The 22,566-nt window shown below is 70.8% G+C and carries 23 protein-coding genes and 1 other RNA gene; 10 read left to right on the forward strand and 14 right to left on the reverse strand.

Translation table 11 applies throughout. From position 1 onward, the window contains the following. Positions 1–47: 47 nt before the first annotated feature. The 4 genes from xdhB to OF850_RS02355 are packed head-to-tail and all read right to left on the reverse strand — an operon-like array spanning position 48 to position 5,389. Complete coding sequence (xdhB, locus tag OF850_RS02340; protein WP_301588060.1) at positions 48–2,285, reverse strand: xanthine dehydrogenase molybdopterin binding subunit; 2,238 nt, start codon at positions 2,283–2,285, stop codon at positions 48–50. After that, complete coding sequence (locus tag OF850_RS02345; RefSeq protein WP_301588061.1) at positions 2,282–3,625, reverse strand: FAD binding domain-containing protein; 1,344 nt, start codon at positions 3,623–3,625, stop codon at positions 2,282–2,284. Before OF850_RS02345 ends, xdhB begins: the two co-directional genes overlap by 4 nt. 31 nt (positions 3,626–3,656) lie before the next feature. Continuing rightward, positions 3,657–4,238 carry an amino acid synthesis family protein gene (locus tag OF850_RS02350; RefSeq protein ID WP_301588063.1) on the reverse strand — a complete coding sequence of 194 codons (582 nt, stop codon included), beginning with the start codon at positions 4,236–4,238 and terminating at the stop codon, positions 3,657–3,659. Beyond that, on the reverse strand, positions 4,235–5,389 hold the full coding sequence (locus tag OF850_RS02355) for an amidohydrolase family protein (RefSeq protein ID WP_301588065.1): 1,155 nt from the start codon (positions 5,387–5,389) through the stop codon (positions 4,235–4,237). Before OF850_RS02355 ends, OF850_RS02350 begins: the two co-directional genes overlap by 4 nt. 76 nt (positions 5,390–5,465) lie before the next feature. On the opposite strand from OF850_RS02355, the gene OF850_RS02360 reads away from it, so the two are divergent. Genes OF850_RS02360 through OF850_RS02380 form a run of 5 tightly spaced genes read left to right on the forward strand, consistent with a single transcriptional unit; the run spans position 5,466 to position 11,922 of the window. Beyond that, positions 5,466–6,266, forward strand: coding sequence for an FAD binding domain-containing protein (locus OF850_RS02360; protein WP_301588066.1), 801 nt, complete (start codon positions 5,466–5,468; stop codon positions 6,264–6,266). Then, positions 6,263–8,932, forward strand: a complete 2,670-nt coding sequence (locus OF850_RS02365) for a molybdopterin-dependent oxidoreductase (RefSeq protein ID WP_301588067.1) — start codon at positions 6,263–6,265, stop codon at positions 8,930–8,932. Before OF850_RS02360 ends, OF850_RS02365 begins: the two co-directional genes overlap by 4 nt. Beyond that, a complete protein-coding gene (locus tag OF850_RS02370; protein ID WP_301588068.1) occupies positions 8,926–10,410 on the forward strand; it encodes a 6-hydroxynicotinate reductase in 1,485 nt (494 codons plus the stop codon). The genes OF850_RS02365 and OF850_RS02370 overlap by 7 nt, the downstream gene beginning before the upstream one ends. Continuing rightward, positions 10,407–11,315 (forward strand): UPF0280 family protein, encoded by a 909-nt coding sequence (locus OF850_RS02375; RefSeq protein ID WP_301588069.1) that lies wholly within the window; start codon positions 10,407–10,409, stop codon positions 11,313–11,315. Before OF850_RS02370 ends, OF850_RS02375 begins: the two co-directional genes overlap by 4 nt. Positions 11,316–11,331: 16 nt before the next feature. Next, a complete protein-coding gene (locus tag OF850_RS02380) occupies positions 11,332–11,922 on the forward strand; it encodes a hypothetical protein (protein WP_301588071.1) in 591 nt (196 codons plus the stop codon). Positions 11,923–11,931: 9 nt separating this feature from the next. Here OF850_RS02380 and OF850_RS02385 read toward each other — a convergent pair whose 3' ends face one another. The 8 genes from OF850_RS02385 to ssrA form a co-directional block, all read right to left on the reverse strand. Next, complete coding sequence (locus OF850_RS02385; RefSeq protein ID WP_301588072.1) at positions 11,932–12,153, reverse strand: ribbon-helix-helix domain-containing protein; 222 nt, start codon at positions 12,151–12,153, stop codon at positions 11,932–11,934. Next, positions 12,150–13,538 (reverse strand): class II fumarate hydratase, encoded by a 1,389-nt coding sequence (locus tag OF850_RS02390; RefSeq protein ID WP_301588073.1) that lies wholly within the window; start codon positions 13,536–13,538, stop codon positions 12,150–12,152. The genes OF850_RS02385 and OF850_RS02390 overlap by 4 nt, the downstream gene beginning before the upstream one ends. A 65-nt stretch (positions 13,539–13,603) precedes the next feature. Further along, complete coding sequence (locus tag OF850_RS02395; RefSeq protein ID WP_301588074.1) at positions 13,604–14,002, reverse strand: VOC family protein; 399 nt, start codon at positions 14,000–14,002, stop codon at positions 13,604–13,606. After that, positions 14,002–14,403: a RidA family protein gene (locus tag OF850_RS02400; protein WP_301588075.1), complete on the reverse strand. Its 402-nt coding sequence runs from the start codon at positions 14,401–14,403 to the stop codon at positions 14,002–14,004. The genes OF850_RS02395 and OF850_RS02400 overlap by 1 nt, the downstream gene beginning before the upstream one ends. Before the next feature lie 10 nt (positions 14,404–14,413). Beyond that, entirely contained in the window at positions 14,414–14,665 is a 252-nt protein-coding gene (locus OF850_RS02405) for a DUF2798 domain-containing protein (protein WP_301588076.1), read from the reverse strand. 8 nt (positions 14,666–14,673) lie between these two features. After that, positions 14,674–16,275 (reverse strand): fumarate hydratase, encoded by a 1,602-nt coding sequence (locus OF850_RS02410; RefSeq protein WP_301588845.1) that lies wholly within the window; start codon positions 16,273–16,275, stop codon positions 14,674–14,676. 88 nt (positions 16,276–16,363) lie between these two features. Further along, positions 16,364–16,861: an SspB family protein gene (locus tag OF850_RS02415; RefSeq protein ID WP_301588078.1), complete on the reverse strand. Its 498-nt coding sequence runs from the start codon at positions 16,859–16,861 to the stop codon at positions 16,364–16,366. Between the two features lie 84 nt (positions 16,862–16,945). Beyond that, positions 16,946–17,270, reverse strand: a transfer-messenger RNA (tmRNA) gene (ssrA, locus tag OF850_RS02420). Positions 17,271–17,330: 60 nt separating this feature from the next. Between ssrA and OF850_RS02425 the strand changes: the two genes are divergently transcribed. Genes OF850_RS02425 through OF850_RS02435 form a run of 3 tightly spaced genes read left to right on the forward strand, consistent with a single transcriptional unit; the run spans position 17,331 to position 19,863 of the window. Next, the gene (locus OF850_RS02425; protein ID WP_301588079.1) at positions 17,331–18,188 is read left to right on the forward strand and encodes an NAD(P)-dependent oxidoreductase; all 858 of its coding nucleotides are present in this window, start codon (positions 17,331–17,333) and stop codon (positions 18,186–18,188) included. Next, positions 18,185–19,141, forward strand: coding sequence for a Bug family tripartite tricarboxylate transporter substrate binding protein (locus OF850_RS02430; protein WP_301588081.1), 957 nt, complete (start codon positions 18,185–18,187; stop codon positions 19,139–19,141). The genes OF850_RS02425 and OF850_RS02430 overlap by 4 nt, the downstream gene beginning before the upstream one ends. Beyond that, positions 19,138–19,863, forward strand: a complete 726-nt coding sequence (locus tag OF850_RS02435) for an SDR family NAD(P)-dependent oxidoreductase (RefSeq protein WP_301588083.1) — start codon at positions 19,138–19,140, stop codon at positions 19,861–19,863. Before OF850_RS02430 ends, OF850_RS02435 begins: the two co-directional genes overlap by 4 nt. Here OF850_RS02435 and OF850_RS02440 read toward each other — a convergent pair. Both OF850_RS02440 and OF850_RS02445 read right to left on the reverse strand, forming a co-directional pair. Continuing rightward, entirely contained in the window at positions 19,857–20,594 is a 738-nt protein-coding gene (locus OF850_RS02440) for a lytic transglycosylase domain-containing protein (RefSeq protein WP_301588085.1), read from the reverse strand. The two genes, OF850_RS02435 and OF850_RS02440, sit on opposite strands and share 7 nt — an antisense overlap. A gap of 232 nt (positions 20,595–20,826) precedes the next feature. After that, a complete protein-coding gene (locus tag OF850_RS02445) occupies positions 20,827–21,453 on the reverse strand; it encodes a glutathione S-transferase family protein (RefSeq protein WP_301588087.1) in 627 nt (208 codons plus the stop codon). An 81-nt stretch (positions 21,454–21,534) separates the two neighbouring features. Between OF850_RS02445 and OF850_RS02450 the strand changes: the two genes are divergently transcribed. Together OF850_RS02450 and OF850_RS02455 are read left to right on the forward strand one after the other, a co-directional pair. Continuing rightward, a complete protein-coding gene (locus OF850_RS02450; protein ID WP_301588088.1) occupies positions 21,535–22,005 on the forward strand; it encodes a disulfide bond formation protein B in 471 nt (156 codons plus the stop codon). Then, positions 22,002–22,526, forward strand: coding sequence for a demethoxyubiquinone hydroxylase family protein (locus tag OF850_RS02455; protein ID WP_301588089.1), 525 nt, complete (start codon positions 22,002–22,004; stop codon positions 22,524–22,526). Before OF850_RS02450 ends, OF850_RS02455 begins: the two co-directional genes overlap by 4 nt. Positions 22,527–22,566: the final 40 nt, after the last annotated feature.

A 22,566-nucleotide genomic window follows, 5' to 3' on the forward strand; every position in this document is an offset into this window, starting at 1 on the left:
CATGAGCCATGTGCAAGCGGCATCGCAGTTCCCACCGAAGCGGGAAGCTAGCGGTGCCTGAGCGCTGCGTGGACGCGCTCCGGCGTGGCCGGCAGGTCGAGGCTCGCCACGGCGGTAGCGTCGCGCAGGGCATTCACAACCGCCGTTGCGAGCAGCAGCGGCGGTTCCCCCACCGCCTTGGACCGGAACAGCGCCCCGTCCCGCGCTTCCGATCCTTCCAGCAGACGTGCCCGCAGCACGGGCGGCACGTCGCGGGAGCCCGGGATCTTGTAGGTCGAGGGGCCTAGGGTGCGTTGCCGTCCCTCGTGATCCCACCACAACTCCTCGCTCGTCAGCCAGCCCAGCCCCTGCACGAAGGCGCCCTCGATTTGACCAAGGTCGATGGCGGGGTTGAGGCTCCTCCCGCAATCCTGGACAAGGTGCGCGGACAGGCAGCGATGCTCGCCGGTCAAGGTGTCGAGCAGCACCTCCGCCACCGCGGCGCCATAGGCGAAGTAGAAAAATGGTTCCCCCCGCATGCGTTCGGCATCCCAGTGGATGTCGGGCGTGCGGTAGAAGCCGGTCGCGGAAAGGCTGACCCGTTCCCGCCAGCACAGCTTCGCCAGCTCGCCAAAGCGCATCCCGGCATTGCCGCCGGGCGGGAGGATGTGGCCTTCCTCGAAACGCAGCCCCTCGGGCGGGCAGCCGAAGTGCCGCGCCGCGACCTCCGCCATCCGGTCCCGCACCGCTACCGCCGCGGCATGTGCGGCCCACCCGTTCAGGTCGCTGCCCGTGCTGGCCGCAGTGGCGCTGGTGTTGGGAATCTCGGCGGTGGAGGTAGGGGCGAGACCGACCGTCTCGACGGGCACGCCGAACACCTCGGCCACCACCTGCGCCACCTTGATGAACAGCCCTTGGCCCATCTCCGTCCCGCCATGGGCGAGGCGGATGGAGCCATCCGTGTAGACATGCACCAATGCGCCCGCCTGGTTCAGGTGCGGGATGCCGAAGGCGATGCCGAAAGCGCAGCAGAAGGCGCCCACCCCTCTTCGGAGCGTCGGATGCGTGGCGTTGAATGAAGCCGCATCCGCTCGCCGCCGGTCCCATTCGGCATCGGCCTTGGCCTCGGCCAGGACGCGCCGGGTCAGCGCGGGCTCCAGCGCCTGGCCGTAGGGCGTCCGGTCGGCGAGGTTGCGCAGACGCAGGGCCTCCACGTCATGGCCAAGCTGCGCTGCGGCTTGATGAAGCACGTCCTCCATCAGCAGCGCGCCTTGCGGTCCGCCGAAGCCACGAAAGGCGGTGTTGCTCACGTGGTTCGTCTTCACGGCGCAGGCGGAGATTCGCAGCGCCGGCGCCCCATAGCAGTTCAGCGCATGGGTGAGGGCGCGGAACACCACGCCGCCGGACATGTCCAGCGAGTGCCCGCCATCGGCCGCCAAGATGGCATCCAGCGCAAGCAGGCGCCCCATCTCGTCGAAACCGGCCTGCCAGCGATACAGGAAGGGGTGGCGCTTGCCGGTCGCCGCCATGTCGGAGCGGCGGGGCAGGCGCAGCTTGACCGGGCGACCCGTCACCCGCGCCGCGAGCGCCGCTGCCGCTGCCACGGAGGAGGCGTTGCTTTCCTTGCCGCCGAAGCCGCCGCCGAGCCGTCGGCACTGCACCGTCACCCGGTGGAACGGCACGCCCAGAACGCGTGAGACGACGTGCTGCACCTCGGTCGGATGCTGGGTGGAGGAGTGGACCAGCATCTCGTCCTCCTCGCCGGGGATGGCGAGGGCGATCTGGCCCTCCAGGTAGAAATGCTCCTGGCCGCCCGCGCGGAACTCGCCAGCCAGGCGATGTGGCGCGGCCGCGAGTGCGGCTTCGACATCTCCCTCGGCGATGATCTGCGGCAGGACAAGGAAAGTGCCCGCCTCCAGCGCCGCCTCGATGCTCAGGATGGGCGGCAGCGCCTCGATGTGGGCACGGGTTGCGGCGGCAGCGCGCAGGGCGGCGTCGCGCGTCGGCGCGACCAGCAGGGCGAGGGGCTGTCCGTGGTGCTCAATCAGGTTCTCCACCAGCAGCACCTCGCCCTGGCCAATGGGGGCGATGTCGTTCTCGCCCGGGATATCCGCGGGGAGGATGGCCCGCACCCCTTCGGGCAGGTCGAGACCCAGAAGTCGGCCATGCGCCACCGGCGAAAGGGCCAGCGCCGCGTGCCAGGTCCCCGCCGGCTCCGGAAGGTCGTCGAGGAAGCGCGCCCCGCCGCTCGCGTGAAGCAGGGCGCTATCGTGACGCAGGGCGTGGCCGACGATGGCGGTGTTCATGCGTGGATCGTCGCGGGCAGGTCCGGCCGCGCATGGCGCAGGGCGAGGCGACGCAGGAGGCCGCGCGCCGCCTCCATGCGATAGGCGGCCGTGCCGCGATGGTCGTCCATCGGGGCGAAGCGCAAGGCCTCGCCTGCCTCGCGTGCGGCTGCGTCATCCAGGGCGCGGCCGACCAGCACGACTTCGGCCTCGTGCGCCCGCATCGCCCTTGCCGCCATGCCCCCGAGGGCGAGGCGCGCGCGCGACGTGGTGCCGCCCGCGAATTCAATGCAGGCCACCAGCGAGACGGCGCTGATGTCCTGGTCATGACGGCGCGACAATTTCTCCGCGGCCAGGAGCGCGCCGGGGGGCGGTGCAGGAAGCTCCACCGCGACGATGAGCTCGTCCGCGGCCAGGGCGTTGCGCCGGTAGCCGAGCAGGAACTCCTCCACCGGAACCCGCCGCGTGCCTCGCGGCGAGGTGCATTCCACCACGGCGTCCAGCGCCAGCAGCACGGGCAGCGCATCGCCGATGGGCGAGGCCGTTCCCAGGTTGCCGCCGACCGTCCCGAGCGAACGGATCTGCCGGGACCCCAGCCGCTCCAGATAGGGCACGAGGGGCGTGAAGCGCGCATCCTCGCGGCAGGCTTCGAGCCATTCGGCGTACGGGGCGGCGGCGCCGATGCGCTGGCCTGCCGCACCCGTCTTCACGCCCTGCATCTCGCGCACGTGGAGGAGGCAGACTGTCTCCTCCGGGTGCTCGCGATCCTCGGAGAAGCGCAGGCCGAGGTCGGTCCCCCCTGCAAGCAGCATCGCACCGGGCCGGGCGGCGCGCAGCACCACCGCCTCCTCCAGGGTGGCCGGAAGATGGAAGCTGCCGAAGCGCGACGGGGCAGCGGCGTATCCGGGCGCGGAGCCGCCATCATCGCGCATCGCCGCCATGGCTTCGAGGATGGGGCGGTAGCCGGTGCAGCGGCAGAGATTCCCGGCCAGTGCGGCGTGCGGGTCGCCGCCCGTGCGGGTCCAGGCCCAGGCTGCCATGACGATGCCCGGCGTGCAGAAGCCGCATTGCGTGGCGCCGCCCTCTGCCATGGCGCGCACGGCCGGATGGTCGCGTCCAAGCCCTTCGATGGTGCGGATCGCGCGGCCATGCACCTGGCCCAGCACGCACAGGCAGGCATTGATTGGGCGACGCGAGGCGCCTGCCTCGATCACGACGGTGCAGGCGCCGCAATCGCCCTCGGCGCAGCCTTCCTTGGCACCGGTCAGGCCCTCGGTGCGCAGCCAGTCCAGCAACGTGGTGGTGGGCGGCGCCTCGGTCGTCCGGCGCGCGCCGTTCAGCGTGATCTCGATGGAAGCCATGCCGCATGATGGGGGCGGCGTGGCCCCGCTGTCACCGCAAACCATCCTCGCCGACAATGCCCTCGACCGTAAGGCCGCCGATACGGGGCAGGGGGCGTCCGCCCGTCGTCAGGGCGAGGCAGAGCAGGATCTCGTCGCGCCGGGGCGCGTCGGGCAGCCGCGCCTCGATCGCATCGAAATGCGAGCGGACGAAGGCAGCGTCCTTGTGCCCGAGCGGCACGTCGATCGCGGCCCCCATCCCGCCGCGCTTCTTGGCGGAGGGGATCAGCGCCGGTCCCTTGCCCAGCGCCGTGCGGACCGGGGCGCCCATCTTCGGGTGCAGCAGCGCGGCTGCGTGCTCCAGCTCGCCATCCTCGCCCACGATTGCCGCCTTGCCGAAGGAATGGACCTCCTCCCCGGAGATGGCGAGCGCCGCGATGGCCCGCGCCGCGAGTTCCGCCCCGAGCGTCGCTCCCAGCTCCACCAGGACTGTCAGGTCTTCCTCGAAGCGGGCGGCGAAGGGGTTCCGCAGAACGGCCATGGCAACAGCACGGCGGATGGACGGGGAAACGGGCCGCCCGGCCTCCACGACCGTTTCCTCGACGAGGACAGCCCATTTGCGGATCGCGGTCACGCCAGCACCTCCGGGATGCGGGCGGCGGGCGGAGTGTTGCGGGAACGGCCGCAGCGCACCTCGCCATCCACCATGACCATGCCGATCCCGGGCAGTTCGCCATGGATGAAGGCCTCCGCCGCATCCTCCCCGGCACCGCCAATCGGCGCGTCGAGGAAGACCAAGTCCGCGGGGCGCCCGACGGCGATGGTCCCGGCCTCGATCCCGCGCCAGCGCGCCGTGTTGCCCCCCGCCGCCGCGATGGCGATGCCGGGATCCAGCTCGCCCAGCGAGCAAAGCAGGGAGATGGTCCGCAGCACGCCGAGCGGCTGCACGCCCGATCCGGCCGGGCTGTCCGTGCCGAGCACAAGCCGATCCAGCCGTCCCATTTCCCGCAGGACGTTCATCGCGTGAATGGCGTTGCGCGGGTTGCCGTTGTGGACCACCTCGATGGCGCGCTTCGTGCCTTCGATCACCTCGGTGAGTTCTGCCGTCGGAAGGGAGGTCGGGCCGCCGTTGATATGCGCCACGATGTCGGCATCGGCCGCGATTACCACCGGCGCCCGCATCAGGTTGGAGCCGGCGATGGAGGGGCCGCCACAATGGATCATGGCGTTCAGCCCGGCGGCGCGGGCGGCCTGCATGTGCTCCACCACCTCCGCCTCGTCCTTGACCGTCCCCAGCCCGAACTCGCCGACCCAGCGCACCCCGGCCCGCGCCATCTCGGCATAGTCCTCGGCGGTGATGCCGCGCTCCGGCACAGGGGCGCCGGCCAGGACGCGTGCGCCCATGGGGCGGAAGGCGGAAAAGGCGCGCTGCGCGGCAATGGCGAGGGCCTTCACCCCGACCGGGTCCCTGGGCCGTCCGGGCAGATGGACCTCCCCCGCGGAGACCAGCGTCGTCGTTCCGCCATGGACCATGCCCTCGATCCAGCCGAGCTGGTTCTGGCGTGGAGTCCAGTCGCCGAAGGCCGGATGGACGTGGTTGTCGATCAGCCCGGGCATGACGGCGCAGCCATGCGCATCGATCACCTGCTCGGCCTCGAAATCCGCCGCCCGGCCGATCCCGGCGATGCGTCCCCCTTCCACGAAGATGGCATCGGCATCCCGCACGGGGTCCCGCACCTCGCCGGAAAACACGAGGCCGAGGCCCCGGATGAGGATTCGCGTCATCTGTCCCCTTTCGCCGCGCCCTGTGAGGTTGGAAGGCAGGGCCCGGCCTTGTCAAAGCCCGGTGGATTTTTCGTGCGTGCGCCCCCACACTCGCCCGGCGCTTGGCATGGAGGCGGCGGAGTTGGACCGGTACTGGCGCCCGCGCGACCTGCGGGCGGCGTTGGACATCCGGGCGGGCGAGGGAGCGCGCCCCCTGGCTGGCGGAACGGACATCTATCCGGCGCGCGCCCACCACGCCGCCTGGGAGGGATCGGTGGCGGAGTCGCTGCTCGACCTTTCGGCCATTGCCGAGCTTCGCACGCTGGAGCGGGATGGTCGCCATTGGCGCCTCGGCGCAGGCGTCACCTGGGCCGCGCTGCGCGACGCCGCACTTCCGCCGGGCTTCCGGGCCCTGCAGCAGGCGGCGCGGCAGGTGGGCGGCCGGCAGGTGCAGGCGCGGGGAACGATCGGCGGCAATCTCTGCAACGCTTCCCCCGCCGCCGACGGCGTGCCGCCCCTTCTGCTGTTGGCGGCCGAGGCGGTGCTGCTTTCGCCGGTGGGCGAGCGACGCCTCCCGCTGGACCGCTTCATCCTCGGCAACCGGCGCACGGTCCTGCGGGACGACGAGATCCTGGCCGCGCTATTGATCCCCGCCGAACGGGCCGAAGTGCCGAGCGCCTTCGTGAAGCTGGGCGCGCGGCGCCACCTCGTTATCTCCATCGCCATGGCGGCGGCGGATGCGGAGGGCCGCGCGACGATCGGCGCTTGCTCCGAAGTCGCGCATCACTGGAACGGGGAGGTCTCGCCGATCAGCGACATCCGCGGCTCGGCGGAGTATCGGCGCGAGGCTGCGGCCGAGGTGGTCTCCCGTGCCCTGACCCTGGCGAGCGCCGCATGAATCGCGTCGCCGCGCCGCCGGTCACCTTGCTGGTGAACGGAGAAACGCATGCCCTTTCCTTGCCGCCCGCGACGCGCCTTTCCGAGGCGCTGCGCGAGGGGCTGGGTCTCACCGGCACCAAGGTCGGGTGCGACGCCGGGGATTGCGGCGCCTGCACCGTGCTGCTGGAGGGCGCCCAGGCCTGCGCCTGCCTCGTCCCATTAGGTCAATGCGAGGGCGCGCGGATCGAGACGGTGGAGGGCATTGCCGCCACGCCGGAGGGCCAGGCGCTCGCCGAGCGCTTCCACGCGGCCGGCGCGGCGCAATGCGGCATCTGCACGCCGGGGATGCTGGTTGCCGCGACAGAGTTGCTGCGGGAGAACCCGACGCCGAGCGAGGCGGAGGTGGAGGAGGCGCTGGGCGGCGTGCTGTGCCGCTGCACCGGCTATCGCCGCATCGTCGAAGCGGTGCTCGGCACCGGACCCGCAGCCGAGGAGGGCGGCGTCGGCGCGCGCCTGCCGCGCACGGATGGCGCGCCAAAGCTGGACGGGACGGCCTTGTATGGCGCGGATGGCGCGCCCGCCGATGCGCTGTGGCTACGCACCATCCGTTCGCCGCATCCCCACGCCCGGGTCATCCTGGGCGACCTGGAAGGCTTCGCCCGTGCGCATCCCGGGCTTCGCCTCCTGACCGCGCGCGACGTGCCGGGGCGCAACGGTTACGGCATCTATCCGCACATCAAGGACCAGCCCGTCCTGGCCGGTGAGCGCGTCCTGTACCGCGGCGATGCCGTGGCGGCGCTGGTCGGGCCGCGTGACCCCGTGCTCTCCGTCCCGCCCTCCGCGCTGCCCATCGCCTTCGAAGTGCTGCCTGCGCTGGGCGATCCGGACGTTGCGCTCGGAGCGAACGCAATGCACACGGATTTTCCGGACAACGTTCTGGCCGAGGGCCGCGTGACGCGCGGCGATCCGGTGGCCGCCCTCGCCGAAGCCGCGCACGTCGTGGAAGGCACTTGGCGCACCTCCTTTGTCGAGCACGCCTACCTCGAGCCGGAAGCCGGCTGGGCGCGACGCGTGGGCGACCGGGTGGAGATCTGGTGCTCCACCCAGGCGCCAGCGATGGACCGCGAGGAGGTGGCGGGCGTGCTCGGCCTCTCGCTCGAAGCGGTGCGGATCATCCCTTCCGCCTGCGGCGGCGGCTTCGGTGGCAAGCTGGATGCGGGGATGCAGCCGCTGCTGGCCCTTGCCGCCTGGGTCACGGGGCGGCCGGTGCGCGCGGCCTGGACGCGGCCGGAAAGCATGGCCGCTTCCACCAAGCGCCACCCCGCGCGCATCACCGCGCGCGCCGGGTGCGACGCGGAGGGCCGGCTCCTCGCGCTGGAATTCGAGGGGATCTACGACACGGGTGCCTATGCCTCCTGGGGACCGACCGTGGCGGGGCGCGTGCCGGTCCACGCCACCGGACCTTATCGTGTGCCCCATGTGAGCGCGCGCGCGCGGGCGGTCTTTACCCACCAGCCGCCTTCCGGCGCCTTTCGCGGTTTCGGCGTGCCGCAGGCCGCCATCGCGCAGGAGGCGCTGTGGGACCGCCTAGCCGATGCATGCGGGCTCGACCGGCTCGAGTTCCGCATCCGCAACGCCCTGGTGGTGGGCGACGAGACGGCGACCGGGCAGGTGCTGGCACATTCGGCCGGACAGCGCCCATGCCTGGAGGCGCTGCGACCGCGCTGGAATGAGTTGCGCGCCGAGGCCGCGGCCCGGAACGCGAAGGGCGGCACGCTGCGCCACGGAGTCGGCATCGCCGGCATGTGGTACGGCATCGGGAATACCGGCATGTCCAACCCGTCCGAGATGCGGCTGATCCTTGAAGCGGACGGCACGCTCACCTTCCTGAACGGCGCCGTGGACATTGGCCAGGGCAGCAGCACGGTGCTTTGCCAGATTGCCGCCGAGGCGTTGGGCGTACCTGTCTCCGCGCTGCGTCACGTCAATGGCGACACTGACCTGACACCGGACGCAGGCAAGACCAGTGCCTCCCGCCAGACTTTCGTCAGCGGACGCGCGGCGATGGAAGCGGCGCTCGACCTGCGGGCGCGGGTTCTCGCCGGGCGCAACGCGGCGATTGGATGGGACGGGAAGCGCCTGACCGTGGGCGGCGAGGCTTTTGTTCCGGCGGCCGCGTTGGAAGGCGTGGGCCGCTTCGACCCGCCCACCACCCCGCTGGACGGGGAAGGGCAGGGCGTGCCCTACGCCACCTATGGTTTCGCGGCGCAGATCTGCGCCCTGGCGGTGGACACGCGCCTCGGCACCGTCGCGCTGCAGCGCTTCGTGGCGGCGCATGACGTGGGCCGCGCCGTCAACCCCACGCTGGTGGAGGGGCAGACTCATGGTGGCATCGCCCAGGGGATCGGCCTTGCCTTGATGGAGGAATACATCCCCGGCCGCACCGAGAACCTGCATGACTACCTCATCCCCTCCTTCGGCGACGTGCCGCCGATCGAGTGCCTGCTTGTCGAGGAAAGCGAGCCTCTCGGCCCCTTCGGCGCCAAGGGCGTGGGCGAGCCGGCGCTGGTGGCGACGGCGCCCGCCATCTTCTCCGCCATCCGCGACGCGACGGGCGTGGAGGTGACGCGCATCCCGGCCTTGCCGCACCGCCTGCGCGCGGCGCTGAAGGAAGCCGGATGGTAGATCGCACTAGCCTCTTCGGCGCCGCCGAGGCCGATGGCATCGTCCGTTGCGATGCCTGCCCGGTGCTGTGCCGCATCCGCCCGGGCCGCGCGGGCGCCTGCTCGCGCTACGCCAACGAGGAGGGGCGGCTCGTCCGCACCGACCCGCTGGTCCTGCTGACGAGCGCCGTGGAGGAGGGCCGGCCCGTCGTTCCCTTCCTGGACGCGGCGCAAGAGTGGTCGGGCGAGGTGACGCCGGCCGAGCCGGTCTTCGTCACCGCCATCGGCGCAGGCACCACCTACCCGGACTACAAGCCGGCCCCGTTCATCGTCGGCAGCCGGCATCACGGCGTGGACACGGTGACGGTCGTGACCGAGGGAATCTTCAGCTATTGCGGCTTGAAGGTGAAGATCGACACCGACCGGCATCTCGGCCCCGAATGCGCGCCGGTGATGCATGAGGGCGAGCAGATCGGCCACGTCACCACGGCGGAATACGGCTCGCAGATGCTTTCGCTCGGCGGGGTGCGGCATCTCACCGGCGGCTCCAAGCGCGAGGGCAGCGTCACCTGCGCGGCCATGCTGGCGCTGTGCCGGAAGGAGGCGATCGAGGTCACCATCCCCGATGGGGCGCGGCTTTCGATTCAGGCTGGCGCCGCCCCGGTCGTGAACGGCGTGCGCGAGACACGGATGCGCGTGGGCTGCGGCTCGGCTGCCATCGGCATCTTCGCGCAGCAATTCTTCGGCCACGTGGACGAGGTGGTCGTGCTGGACGACCACATCACCGGCGTCCTGTCCGAGCATCAGGCGGGGAAGTGCCTTTCTATGCGGCCGACAGGGCTGCGCGTGCGTGGCCGCCGCTCCACCCCGGGGCGCTACTTCCAGGTGGCGCATCCGGGCACGGGCTGGGGCGGTACAGATATCACCGATCCGCTCACGGTCCTCGAATCCATCGACCCGAAGCTGGCTTGGCCAGGGATGCGGGTGCTGATGACCAGCACGACCGGCGAGGACGCGCTCTACCTGGAACTGGATGACGCGCTGCGCCCGATCCCCGCGCCGATGCCCGAGGCCGTGCGCCGCACCGTCGCCCGCATCGGCGAGAACTGCGAGCCGGCGATGACCTCCATCCTCTTCATGGCCGGGGCGGGGGGCTCGCTGCGCGCGGGGGTGACGGAGAACCCGATCCTGCTCACGCGCCGCGTCCAGGCGGGAGAGGTGCGCGTCACCATGGGCGGCGCGCCCTGCTACCTGTATCCTGGCGGCGGGATCACCCTCATGGCGGATATCCTCCGCATCCCCGACAAGGCGTTCGGCTACGTGCCGACCCCTGCGCTGGTGGCGCCGATCGAGTTCACCCTGCGTGCCGACCTCTACGCCGCGCTGGGGGGGCATGTGGAGCATGCGATCGCGCTATCCGCGCTGATCGAGCGTCACGGCGCAGAGAGTCTCGCGGCGCCCTGGATGTCCGCCAATCCCTGGCCGGATGCGCCGGGGTGACGGATTGGCCACCGCCCCAGCGCTGCCTCCTCCCCGACGGGCGGCTGCACCTCTCGGATGGACCGATCGACCTCGTGATCGGGCTGGAAGGGACGCGCCCGGCGATACAGTCGGCGCGCGAGGCGGCGTTCCGCGCCCTTTGCGGCGTGCTGCCTGCCCTGGCGGCGGAACTCCCGCTGTTGCGGTCGCCCTTGCTCGGCCGGCCGCCCGAGGCCAAGCACCCGGTCGCGTGCCGGATGGTCGAGGCTTGCTGGCCCCTTCGCGCGTCGTTCATTACGCCCATGGCAGCGGTGGCCGGCGCGGTGGCGGAGCACGTGCTGGCGGCCATTGCCGCCGTGCCGGGCGTGTCCGCCGCCCATGTGAACAACGGCGGCGACATCGCGGTTCATCTGACCCCGGGGGCGTCCTTGCGGGTGGGGCTCGCGGAACGGCCGGATCGCCCGGGTCTCGGGCCCGTTGCGCATCTGCGCGCCGAGGACGGGGTCGGTGGCGTCGCCACTTCCGGCTGGCGCGGGCGATCCTTTTCCCTGGGCATCGCGGATGCGGTGACCGTGCTGGCGCCCCGCGCGGCGGAGGCCGATGCGGCGGCGACGCTGATCGCCAATGCCGTGAACGCCGAGCACCCCGCCATCCTCCGGCGTCCGGCGGAGGAGTTGGACCCGGATACCGACCTGGCAGGGCAGGGCGTCACGGTCGCGGTCGGTGACCTTCCAGCCCCGCTGCTGGAGGCGGCCCTGGACGCCGGCCTTCGTCAGGCGGAATTGCTTCTCGCTCGGGGGCAGATCCGTGGCGCCTTTCTGAGCCTGGGGGGACGAATGCGCGTGACCGGCACCGCCGAGATTGCCACCCTGGGTGCCCCGGCCGCGTTTCTGCCGGAAGGAGCCGGCCGGGCCGGCCGCGAATGAAAGGGAGGAGAGGGGGATGAGCGATCCGCGGCTGAGACGCCGGATCCTGGTGCTGGGAATGGCGACCGGCGGAATCGCCGGTCCCGCGACCGCGCAGGAGCGCAAGAGCAGCCCTCCCGACACGGCGCCTGTGGAGCCGCCCGGCAAGCGCAAGACCTCGCCACCGGAGCAGGCGCCGCGTCCACCGCCGCCAAACCGAGGGACCTCGGACTCCGACCCAAGCGACCCGCCCGGCCAGGGCAGGGGCGGCGCCCGGCCGCGCGGCGCGACGGACAGCGATCCGAACGACCCGCCCGGCCAGGGACGCGGCGGATCGCGCCCGCCCGGAACGACGGACAGTGACCCCAATGACCCGCCCGGCCGGGGGCGTGGGGGATCCCGCCCGCCCGGCAACGGCGCGACGGATAGCGATCCGAACGACCCGGTCGGCCGAGGCAGGGGCGGCGGAGGCGGGCAGGGTGGCGGAGTGACCGACCGTGACCCGAACGATCCGGTCGGACGCGGCCGGGGCGGCGGGGGGCGCGGCCCGCAAGGTCCGACCGACACCGATCCGTTCGACCCGGCGGGCCGCGGGCGCGGAGACGGACCAGAGCTCAAGAGCACCTGACTCGGCCGGTCAGTCCGCGCCGCAGGACGCTTCCAGGGCGAAGACGCGCAGGCGGCTGGCCAGGGGCTGCTCGCCGCGAAGCGCGTCCTGCTCCGTCACCAGCGCGGCGAGGCTGAGGCCGCGCCCTGCGGCCATGCGCTCCAGCGCCGACCAGAACTCGGGCTCCAGCGCAATGGAGGTGGCATGGCCCGCGAGCCGCAGGGAGCGCTTGGACAGATGCGCCCCGGTCACGCCGGCCGGATCATCGTCTCGGGTCGGACCCACGCATCGAACTCGGCGCCGGAGGTGACGCCCAGCCGGATCGCGGCTTCACGCAGCGTCAGATCCTCGTGTAGGGCCAGCTTCGCCACCTTCACCGCCTTGTCGTAGCCCACGTGCGGGTTCAAGGCGGTGGCGAGCATGAGCGACTTGGCGAGGTTCTCCGCGATGCGCGGCAAGTTCGGCTCCAGCTGGTCCACCATGTGCCGCGCGAAGCTTTCGGAGGCGTCGGCGAGCAGCGTGATGGATTGCAGCACCGCCTGGATGATCAGCGGCTTGTAGGTGTTCAGCTCCAGGTGTCCATGCGCGGCCCCCACGGTGACGGCGACCTGGTTCCCCATGACCTGGGCGCAGACCATGGTCAGCGCCTCGCTCTGCGTCGGATTGGTCTTGCCCGGCATGATGGAGGAGGAAAGCCCGTCCTCGGGGATCATCAATTCCGCAAGGCCGGAGCGCGGACCGGAGCCGAGCAGCCGGACGTCGTTCGCCACCTTGGTGAGCGAGGCGGCGATCACGTTCAGCGCGCCGTGCAGCTCCAGCAAGGCGTCATGCGCGGCCATCCCTTCCGACTTGTCCGGATTGGGCGCGAAGGCGAGCCCGGTGCGGGTCGCGACCACCTCGCAGAAGACGCGGTCGAACTCCTTGTGGCGATTCAGCCCGGTCCCGGCCGCCGTGCCGCCCTGCGGCAGCAGCAGAAGGCGGGGCATGCAGGCATCCAGGCGCTCCAGCCCCAGCCGGACCTGACGCTCCCAGGTGGCGAATTCCCCGCCCAGGGTCACCGGCACCGCGTCCATCAGGTGGGTGCGTCCGACCTTGACCACGGAAGCCCACTGACTCGCCCGCGCCGCAAGGCTATCCGCCAGCGTCGCCAGGGCAGGCTTCAGCCGGCCCTCCACCGCTTGCGCGGCGGCGAGGTGCATGACCGTCGGGAAGCTGTCATTGGAGGACTGGCCGCGATTCACGTGGTCGTTCGGATGCACCGGATCGCGCGCGCCAAGCTTATGGCCGAGGATCTGGTTCGCCCGGTTCGAGATCACCTCGTTGGCGTTCATGTTGGTCTGGGTGCCGGAGCCGGTCTGCCAGACGGACAGCGGAAAATCCGCGTCGCGCACGCCGCTGATGATTTCCTCCGCAGCCTGCTTGATCGGGTCGGCCAGCAGGACGGGCAACTCGCCCAGGCGGCGATTCGCCTCAGCAGATGCCCATTTCTGCTGCCCGACGGCACGGATCAGCGCGGGCGGGAAGCGCTCCGTCCCGATGGCGAAGAGGCGCCTCGCCCTCTCCGTTTGCGGGCCCCACAGGCGGTCCTCCGGGATCTCGATGGTGCCGAGGCTGTCGGTTTCGGTTCGCGTGGTCATGCTGCCCTCCCGTCTGCCGCAGTAAAGCGCGGGCGAGGCGAGCGTTCCAATCCGAAGCGGGATGGTCAGTCGCTGTAGGTCGCGATCTCGATCAGGTTGCCGTCCGGGTCACGGCAATAGACGCTGCTGATGGGCCCCAGGGCTCCCTGCTTGGGGACAGGGCCCTGTTCCACCGCGACGCCGCAATCGTGCAGATGCGCCACCACCTCCATGCCCGAGACGGTGACGATGAAGCAAAGATCCTGCGTGGCAGGGGCGGCGGCAGTGCCGGACCACCATTCGGCCTGGGTCGCGTCCTGCGGACGGAGGTTGATCTTTTGCCCGCCGAAGCGCAGCGAGGTGCGGCGGTGCGGGCCGAACTCCTCCCGCTCCATGCCGAGGACGCGCTGGTACCAGGCGGCGCTGATCTCCACGTCCCGGCAGGTGATGACCAGGTGATCGAGACGGTCCACCGAGAAGCGCATCAGCCCTTGTCCCCCTGCCGGCGGCGCAGCCGCGCCGTCACTTCGATCTCGATCCGCATTGCATCCGTCTGCAGCCCTGCGTGGAGCAGGGTGGAGGCCGGGCGCACCTCGCCGAACCAGCGCCGGACCACGGGCCAGCAGGGCTCCCAATCCTCGCGGCGCGGCACGATGAAGGTGGCGCGCACCACGTCGGCCATCTCCGCCCCCGCCTCGCTCAGCGCGGCGGCAATGTTGCGGAAGGCCTGGTCGCACTGCTCCTCCACGCCCTCGGCGATGGTCATGGTGGCGTAGTCGTAGCCGGTCGTGCCGGACACGAAGACCCAGTCGCCGTCCACCACGGCGCGCGAATAGCCGATCTCCGCCTCGAAGCGGGAGCCGGAGGAGATGAGGCGGCGCGACATGTGTGCGGTCCTAGGCCTGGGGCGCCGCAACCAGCCGGCCGACCAGGCGGCGCACCAGCGGCATGACGAGGAGGATGGTCGGAAAGGCGACGGCCCAGGAACTCATCCAGGCCACAGGCCAGCGCACCAGGAACTCCGCGCCCGGGCCGAGCGCGAGCAGCGTGGACATGCCCGAGACCACGAAGGTCATCAGGCAGGTCAGCAGCAGGCCGGTCACCACGGGCGCGAAGCGCGCCGGGATCCTGTTCGCAGGCGACGTCACGGAAGTGCTCACTCCAGCCCGTCGTAGAAATCGTTGCCCTTGTCATCCACTACGATGAAGGCCGGGAAGTCCTCGACCTCGATGCGCCAGATCGCCTCCATGCCCAGCTCGGGGTATTCCAGCACCTCGACCTTTCGGATGCAGTCCTGGGCCAGTCGCGCGGCGGGGCCGCCGACGGAGCCGAGGTAGAACCCGCCATGGGCCTTGCAGGCATTGGTCACCGCCTTGGAGCGGTTGCCCTTGGCCAGCATCACCAGCGAGCCGCCGGCGGCCTGGAACCCTTCCACGTAGCTGTCCATGCGGCCGGCCGTGGTGGGGCCAAAGGAGCCAGTGGGCATGCCTTCGGGCGTCTTGGCTGGACCTGCGTAGTAGACGGGGTGGTTCTTGATGTAGTCGGGCAGGCCCTCGCCGCGGTCCAGCCGCTCCTGCAGCTTGGCGTGGGCGATGTCGCGGGCCACGACGATGGTGCCGGTCAGCGAGACGCGGGTCTTCACCGGATGCTTCGTCAGCTCGGCGCGGATGGCGTCCATGGGCTGGTTCAGGTCGATCTTGACCACGTCGCCGCCCAGGATTTCGTCTGTCGTCTCGGGCAGGTAGCGGGCCGGGTCGTGCTCGAGATCCTCCAGGAAGACGCCCTCGGCGGTGATCTTCGCCTTGATCTGCCGGTCGGCGGAGCAGGAGACGCCGATGCCGATGGGCAGCGAGGCGCCGTGGCGCGCCATGCGGACCACGCGCACGTCGTGGCAGAAATACTTGCCGCCGAATTGCGCGCCGATGCCGAGGTTCTGCGTCAGCTTGTGGATCTCGGCCTCCAGCTCCGGGTCGCGGATGGCGTGGGCGGCCTTGCTGCCCTTCGTCGGCAGCTTGTCCAGGTAGCGCGTGGAAGCCAGCTTCACCGCCTTGAGGTTCGCCTCGGCCGAGGTGCCGCCGATCGCGATCGCCAGGTGATAGGGCGGGCAGGCGGATGTGCCGAGCGTCTTGATCTTCTCCTCCAGGAAGGCGAGCAGCTTCGGCTTGCTCAGCACGGCGCGCGTCTGCTGGAACAGGAAGGTCTTGTTGGCCGAGCCGCCGCCCTTGAGCACGAACATCAGGTGCAGCTCCTCGGCGTGGTGCTCGCCGGGGCTGGCCAGGATGGTGAACTCCACCGGCAGGTTGTTGCCCGTGTTCACCTCGTCGAAGGTGGAGAGCGGCGCCATCATGGAATAGCGCAAATTCGTCTCGGTGTAGGTGCGCGCGACGCCGGTGGAGATCGCCTCCTCCTCGTCGCCCTCGACCCAGACGCGCTGGCCCTTCTTTCCGAAGACGATGGCCGTGCCGGTGTCCTGGCACATGGGCAGCTTACCGCCAGCCGCGATGTTGGCGTTCTTCAGCAGGTCCAGCGCGACGAAGCGGTCATTCGCGCTCGCCTCGGGGTCCTTCAGGATGTTCGAAAGCTGTTGGAGGTGGCCCGGGCGCAGAAGGTGCGACACGTCGCGGCAGGCCTGGAAGGCCAGCTGCTCCAGCACGCGCGGGGGTACGCGCAGCACACGCCTGCCGTCCACCTCGATCGTCGAGACGCCCTCGATCGGCAGCTTGCGGTAGGGCGTCGCGTCCTCGCCCAGCGGGAACATGGGCGCGTAGTCGATGCGCTTGGTCTCGGTCGCGTCGGTCACCGGCGCGGCATCGACGTCGAGGGGAGGAGTCATGGCTTCTTGTCTTTCAGTCGCGCTTGCGGCGGAAGGCGTCGAGGCTCACCACCTGCGGCGCGGCGGGCGGCTCTTCCTCGGCGGCGGTGGGGGCAGGCTCCGGGGCGGCCTGCTCCTCTTGCGGCGCCTCCAGCTCCAGGTCCGGATCGAAGCGCAGCCCGAACTGGGCGTGGGGGTCCTGGAAGGCGGTCATGGCGCCAAACGGCACGGAAAGCATGGCAGGGACCCCGGCAAAGGACAGCCCGACCGAGAAGCGCTGCGCCACCCGGTCCACCGCCAGGTCCCAGAACCGGTGCTGGAGGACGATCGTCATCTCCTGTGGGTAGCGCACCTTGAGGTGACCCGGGACGACCGTGCCCGGATGGTCGGTCCGGAAGGAGATGTAGAAATGGTGCTCGCCGGGCAGCCCCTCCCGCGCGGCGTGTTCCAGCGCGTCCACCACGACGGCGCGCAGGGCGCGGCCGGCCCAATGTTCATAGGGGAGGAGGCTGGGGGGCGGAGCTTGGGTCATGTGAAAATCCTGCGGCGCGCAACATACGAGCGGAACGCCGTCAGGGGAAGGAAGGCACGGACCCTGCATCCGCCCGGAAGAAGAAGCGGGGAGCTTCTGTTGCCCGGTGCTCCCCAAACCGCGCTTACCTATTGTTAGGCAGCGAGCGCCACAGCCTCGCGGCTGTTGTCGTTGGCACTTGTGATTTAGCCCGATAACGGCGGTACAATGCCGGGCAAAAGCTACGTCTTTACCTCGCACGTCGAGCCTGTTTCGTCCCCAGAACCGCGCCCCCGACAAGGGGAAGGTGATTGGTGGAGACGCCGGGCACTGCCCCCGGGTCCGTAACGATTATTCCACGCAACGTTTATCGCCATAGCCGCAAGCGGCACCGGGAGATGTAGCACCGCCCGCGCCGGTTTTCGAGGGGTGGCGTGACAAATCCGGCCACGCCCCCGAAACTCCCTCCCAAGGAAAGAGGGGGAACGGCATGGACGGCGCGGTGGGCTTCATTGGCCTTGGCATGATGGGCGCGCCGATGGCGGCGAACCTGGTGGCCAAGGGGACGCCGCTTCTCACCCACGACGCCGCGAACGTCGGGATTCCAGGGGCCGAGGCGCTGCCCGGCGCGGCGGAACTCGCGTCCCGGGCCGGGACCATCATCCTGATGCTGCCCGACAGCCCGGCCGTGGCCTCGGTTCTTGGCGCCCTGGAAGGGGCAATGCGGCCGGGGACGGTAGTGGTGGACATGGGGTCCTCGCTACCCGCCGCGACACGGGAATGGGGGGGCCGCCTTGCCGCCCGGGGCTGCGCCATGGTGGATGCGCCGGTCTCCGGCAGTGTGGTGAAGGCGCGGGCCGGGACGCTGGCGATCATGGCCGGAGGCGCCCCGTCCGATGTGGATCGCGTGGAGCCGCTGCTGCGCCGCATGGGCGAGGCGATCATCCGCACCGGGGCGCTGGGCAGCGCCCATGCCATGAAGGCACTCAACAACTACGTCTATGCCGCGGGCCTCCTGGCCGTCAGCGAGGCTGCGTTGATGGCGGAGCGGGAAGGCCTCGACCTCGGCATCCTGACGCAGGTGCTGAACGCATCCTCCGGCCGTAACATCGCGTCCGAGACCAAGCTGGGTCAGGAGATCGCCTCGCGCCGTTACGCGGGCGGGTTCCAGCTCGGCCTGATGCGCAAGGACATCGAGACGGCGGCCGGCATCGCCGAGGCCACGGGGGTGGAGGCGCGGCTGTTGCGCCTGCTGCGCGAGGAATGGGCCGAGGCCGTCGCCGCCCAAGGGCCGAAATCCGACAACACGGCCATCCACAAGCACCTTATCGAACGGGAACGTCCATGATCCAACGCCGCCTTCTCCTCGCCGCCGCGCCTTCGCTCCTCGCGGCGCCGGCCCTGGCCCAGTCATGGCCGGACCGGCCGATCCGCTTGATCGTGGGCTTCCCGGCCGGCAGCGTGACGGACAGCCTGGCCCGCATGATCGCCGAGCCGCTGGGCCGCGAACTCGGCCAGCCCGTGGTGATCGACAACCGCCCCGGCGGCAACGGGGTGGTGGGGACCATGGCGCTCAAGGGCGCGGCGCCGGACGGCCACACGGTCGGCATCCTCAGCGTCACCAACGGCGCGCTGAACACCTACCTCGTCCGCAACCTGGGCTACGACCCGATCCGCGACTTCACGCCGATCGGCTTCCTGGCCGAGGCGCCCTACGTGCTGGTGGTGAACCCCAACAACCCGGCCCGCACCACGGCCGATCTGATGGAGCAGGCGCGGCGCCGGCCCGGGGCGCTGACCTTCAGCCACGGCAACGCCTCCTCCCTCATCGGAACGGAGCTGATGAACCGGACGGCCGGCGTGTCCATGTTGCCCGTGCCGGTGCGCGGCGGGCCTGACGCCCTGACCGAGGTGATGGCCGGACGCATCGATTGCACCCTGACCGACCTCGTCGCAGGGCTGACCCAGGTGCGCGACGGCCGGGTGCGCGCGCTGGGCGTCACCTCCCGCGAGCCCACGCCGCTGGCCCCCGACATCCCGCCCATCGCACGTGACGTGCCGGGCTTCGAGCTGATCGTCTGGTTTGGCGTCTCGGCTCCGGCCAACACCCCGGCCCCGGTGGTGTCCCGCTTCAACGCGGCGCTGGAGAAGGTCCTGGGCTCGGCCGAGCTGCGCGAGCGGCTGGGCCGGCTCGGCTATGCACCGCGCTCCATGCCGCCCACCGAATGGCAGCGCTTCCTGCAAGGCCAGATCACCGACCTCACCCGCCTCGCGCGGGAGGTGGGGCTGGAGCCGTCGTGAAGGGAATCGCCGGCGAGGCAGCGGTCGTCACTGGCGGTGCGCGGGGTCTCGGCCTCGCCATCGCGCGGCGGCTAGAGGCAGCGGGCGCGCGCGTCACCCTTTGGGACGCGGACGAGGCCGCGCTCTCGCGCGAGGCCGCCGCGCATCGCGAAACGGTGGACGTGACCGATGCGGCGGCGGTCGAGGCGGCACTCGCCCGCACCGAGGCGGCGATCGGCCCGGTCGGCATCCTGGTGGCGAATGCCGGCATCACCGGCCCCAACCACCGGCTGGAGGATTATCCGGTCGAGGCATGGCGCCGCGTGGTCGAGGTGGACCTGGTCGGCGTCTTCCTGTGCTGCCGCGCCGTGCTGCCCGGGATGCGGCAGCGCGGACGCGGGCGCATCGTCAACATCGCCAGCGTCGCGGGAAAGGAGGGAAATCCCATGGCCTCCGCCTATTCCGCCGCGAAGGCCGGGGTGATCGCCCTCACCAAGTCGCTCGGCAAGGAGCTGGCGGAGACGGAGATCCGCGTGAACTGCATCACCCCGGCGGCGGTGGAGACGGAGCTTTTTCGCCAGATGACGGCCGAGCAGGTCGCCTGGATGAAGTCCAAGATCCCGCTCGGACGGTTCGGCCTTGCCGAGGAGGTGGCGGAGATGGCGGCCTTCCTCGCCTCGGACGGGGTGTCCTTCTCGACCGGGGCGGTGTTCGACTGCTCAGGCGGCCGCGCCACCTACTGACGACGTAGCCCCGCTGCGAGGGGGACGGGCAGAAGGGAACGGGCGGCAAGGGGCACAGGCTGGGCGCGGTAGGCGTCGAGGCCTCGGCCCGGCATCGTCGCCGCCGCGACCTGGACACGCTCCGCTTGGTTTGACAGGGCCAGGCGCGGGGCAGGGGCCGGGCGGGGCGCGGCCAGGGCGCGGTCCTCGGCGGCTCGCGCCGCCCTCTCGGCCCAGGCCGCCTGGACGCGGCTCCGGTACGCCTGGGCCAGATCCGGCGTGTGCGAGTGGTAGTGCCCGGCCGCCACCATCCAGTCGGGCCGCGCGCCGTGGAGTTCGAGCAGAAAGCGCGCGGTGTAGCGGGCATTGAGGTCGGGATCGAAGGCTTCCTCGGGGGTGGTGAAGGCGCGGGGGTGGTGGTGCAGGTTCACTTGCATGCAGCCCACGTCGATCACGCGCACGCCACGACCCTGCATCTCACGCAGCGCGGCCAAGGCTGCCTCCCGGGTCGGCAGGAAGTGCCCACGTCCCTCGGCATTCTGCGTCCAGGGCCAGGGAGAGATAGTGCCGGTCTCGGGGTTGCGGCGGCCGGACTCCACGCGTCCGATGGCTTGCAGCAACCCAGCCGGAATCCCCGCCTCGCGCTCGGCGCGGGCGATGGCGGAGCGGCAAAGCTGGCCTGGGTCGGCCTGGGCCGAGGCAACCGGGGCGAAGAGCGACGACAGGAGGGCAAAGAAGGCGGCGTGGCGCATGGCCCGGTCCACGCAACCGGCGTGCCACTTTTCCTGGGCTCAGGGTTGCAGAGGACGAATGCTGCAATGCGAAAAATCACTTGCGCGCAAACGATCTCGGCGCTATCTATCGGTCCGGCAGCGAGGTTCGCCTCGTTGTTTTCTTGGACGTTTCCTCCCTAAACTTGGCGGCCCAGCAATGGGTCGCCATTTTTTTGTGCTCGCAGGGCGCGTGACCCGTGCGGCCCCCTCCTCAGGTGATCGGGACGGCGACGTGGCGGGCGAAACCGGGCCGAATCATCAGCCTGCCGTGCAGAGCCTTCAGCCGCGGCATCTCGGGCCGCGTGATCGGGAAGTTCAGCCAGCGATGCAGGTAGGGCGCGAGGGCGATCTCCGCCAGCGAGAGCGCATTTCCGCCAAGCCAGTCGCGCCCCTCCAGCGCCGCCTCCACGACACCCCACAGCGTCGCCGTCTCCGCTTCCGCCCGCGCCAGGGCCGCCCGGTCGCGCTCCGGCTCCGGTGTCCGGTAAAGGGTGAAGAGGATGGTCGTCATCGGCGCGTTCAGATGGCCAAGCTGCCAGTCCATCCACTTCTCGATGCCGGCGCGCGTCCGCGGGTCGGCAGGGTGCAGCGGCGAGCCCGGCGCGTGGCGCGCGACCAGGTAGCGGAGGATCGAATTGCTCTCCCAGAGCGAGAACCCGTCCTCCTCCACGATGGTCGGCACGCGGGCCATCGGGTTCATCGCGAGGTAGTCGGGCTCGTTCGTCCGCCCAAAGGAGCCGCCGGCATCCAGCCGCTCAAAGGGCAGCCCCAACTCCTCGCAGAGGAAGAGCAGCTTCATGACATTGGACGAGCTGGCGCGGCCCCAGATGGTCAGCATCGGATTTCCCCCGTTTGGTGGCGCGGAGGCTAGGCGCGGGGCCCGGCTTGCGGAAGGGGGCGCGCGGCGCGATGAAGTGCCATGGCCGGAGCCTTCCTTGTCGCATTTCTTTCGGCGCTCGCGCCGCTCGCTGCCCGCCTGTCGGAGGCGACGCTCGCCCTGCCGCCCTGCGCCCTTTGCCTTTGGCAACGCGCGCCGTACTGGATCGGCTTTGCGCTGGCCAGCGTCGCGCTGCTCGGCTTCGGGCGGCGGTGGCTGCTGATCGGGGCCGGGCTCTGCGCCTCCGCCTCCGCCTTCATCGCGGCGTTCCACCTGGGGGTCGAGTTCGGCTGGTGGCCCTCGCCGCTCGCGGGATGCCAGGTCGCGGCAATCAATCCGAACCTGTCGCTAGAGGAGATGATGGCGAGCCTCGCGCCGCGGCCGACCAAGCCCTGCGACGAGCCCGCCTATCTGCTGCCCGGCTTCCCGCTTTCCATGGCGGGCATGAACCTCATCTATGGAGCGGGCCTGGCGGCCCTGGCCTTCACCTTCGCCCGCAAGGAGTTCCGATGACCGAAAGGACCCCCCGCCGCTACCTGGAGCGCGTGATCCGCGTGGACCATGCCGGCGAATATGGCGCGAAGCGCATCTACCAGGGTCAGCTGGCGGTGCTACGCGGGACGAAGCACGAGCCGACCATCCGCCACATGCAGGAGCAGGAGCAGGTCCATCTCGACACCTTCGCCCGCCACATCGCGAAGCGGCGGGTCCGTCCGACCGCGCTGCTGCCTTTCTGGCACGTCGCCGGCTTCGTGCTGGGCGCGGCCACGGCGGCGATGGGGTCGCGCGCCGCCATGGCCTGCACCGTGGCGGTCGAGGAGGCGATCGACGAGCACTACCAGGCGCAGGAAGCCAATCTCGGCGAGGACGAGGCGGAGCTGAAAGCGGAGATTGCCCGCTTCCGCGCCGAGGAGCTGGAGCACCGCGACATCGGTATCGCCAACGAGGCGGAGCTGACGCCGGGCTACCGCGCGCTTTCCGCCGCGATCAAGGTGGGATGCAAGGTCGCCATCAAGATCAGCGAGCGGGTCTGACTGGCACGATCCTTGCCTTGACCCTCCGCCACCCCGCGCA

It is taken from the genome of Sabulicella glaciei, from assembly GCF_026183895.1.
Classification (GTDB): Bacteria; Pseudomonadota; Alphaproteobacteria; order Acetobacterales; family Acetobacteraceae; genus Roseococcus; species Roseococcus glaciei.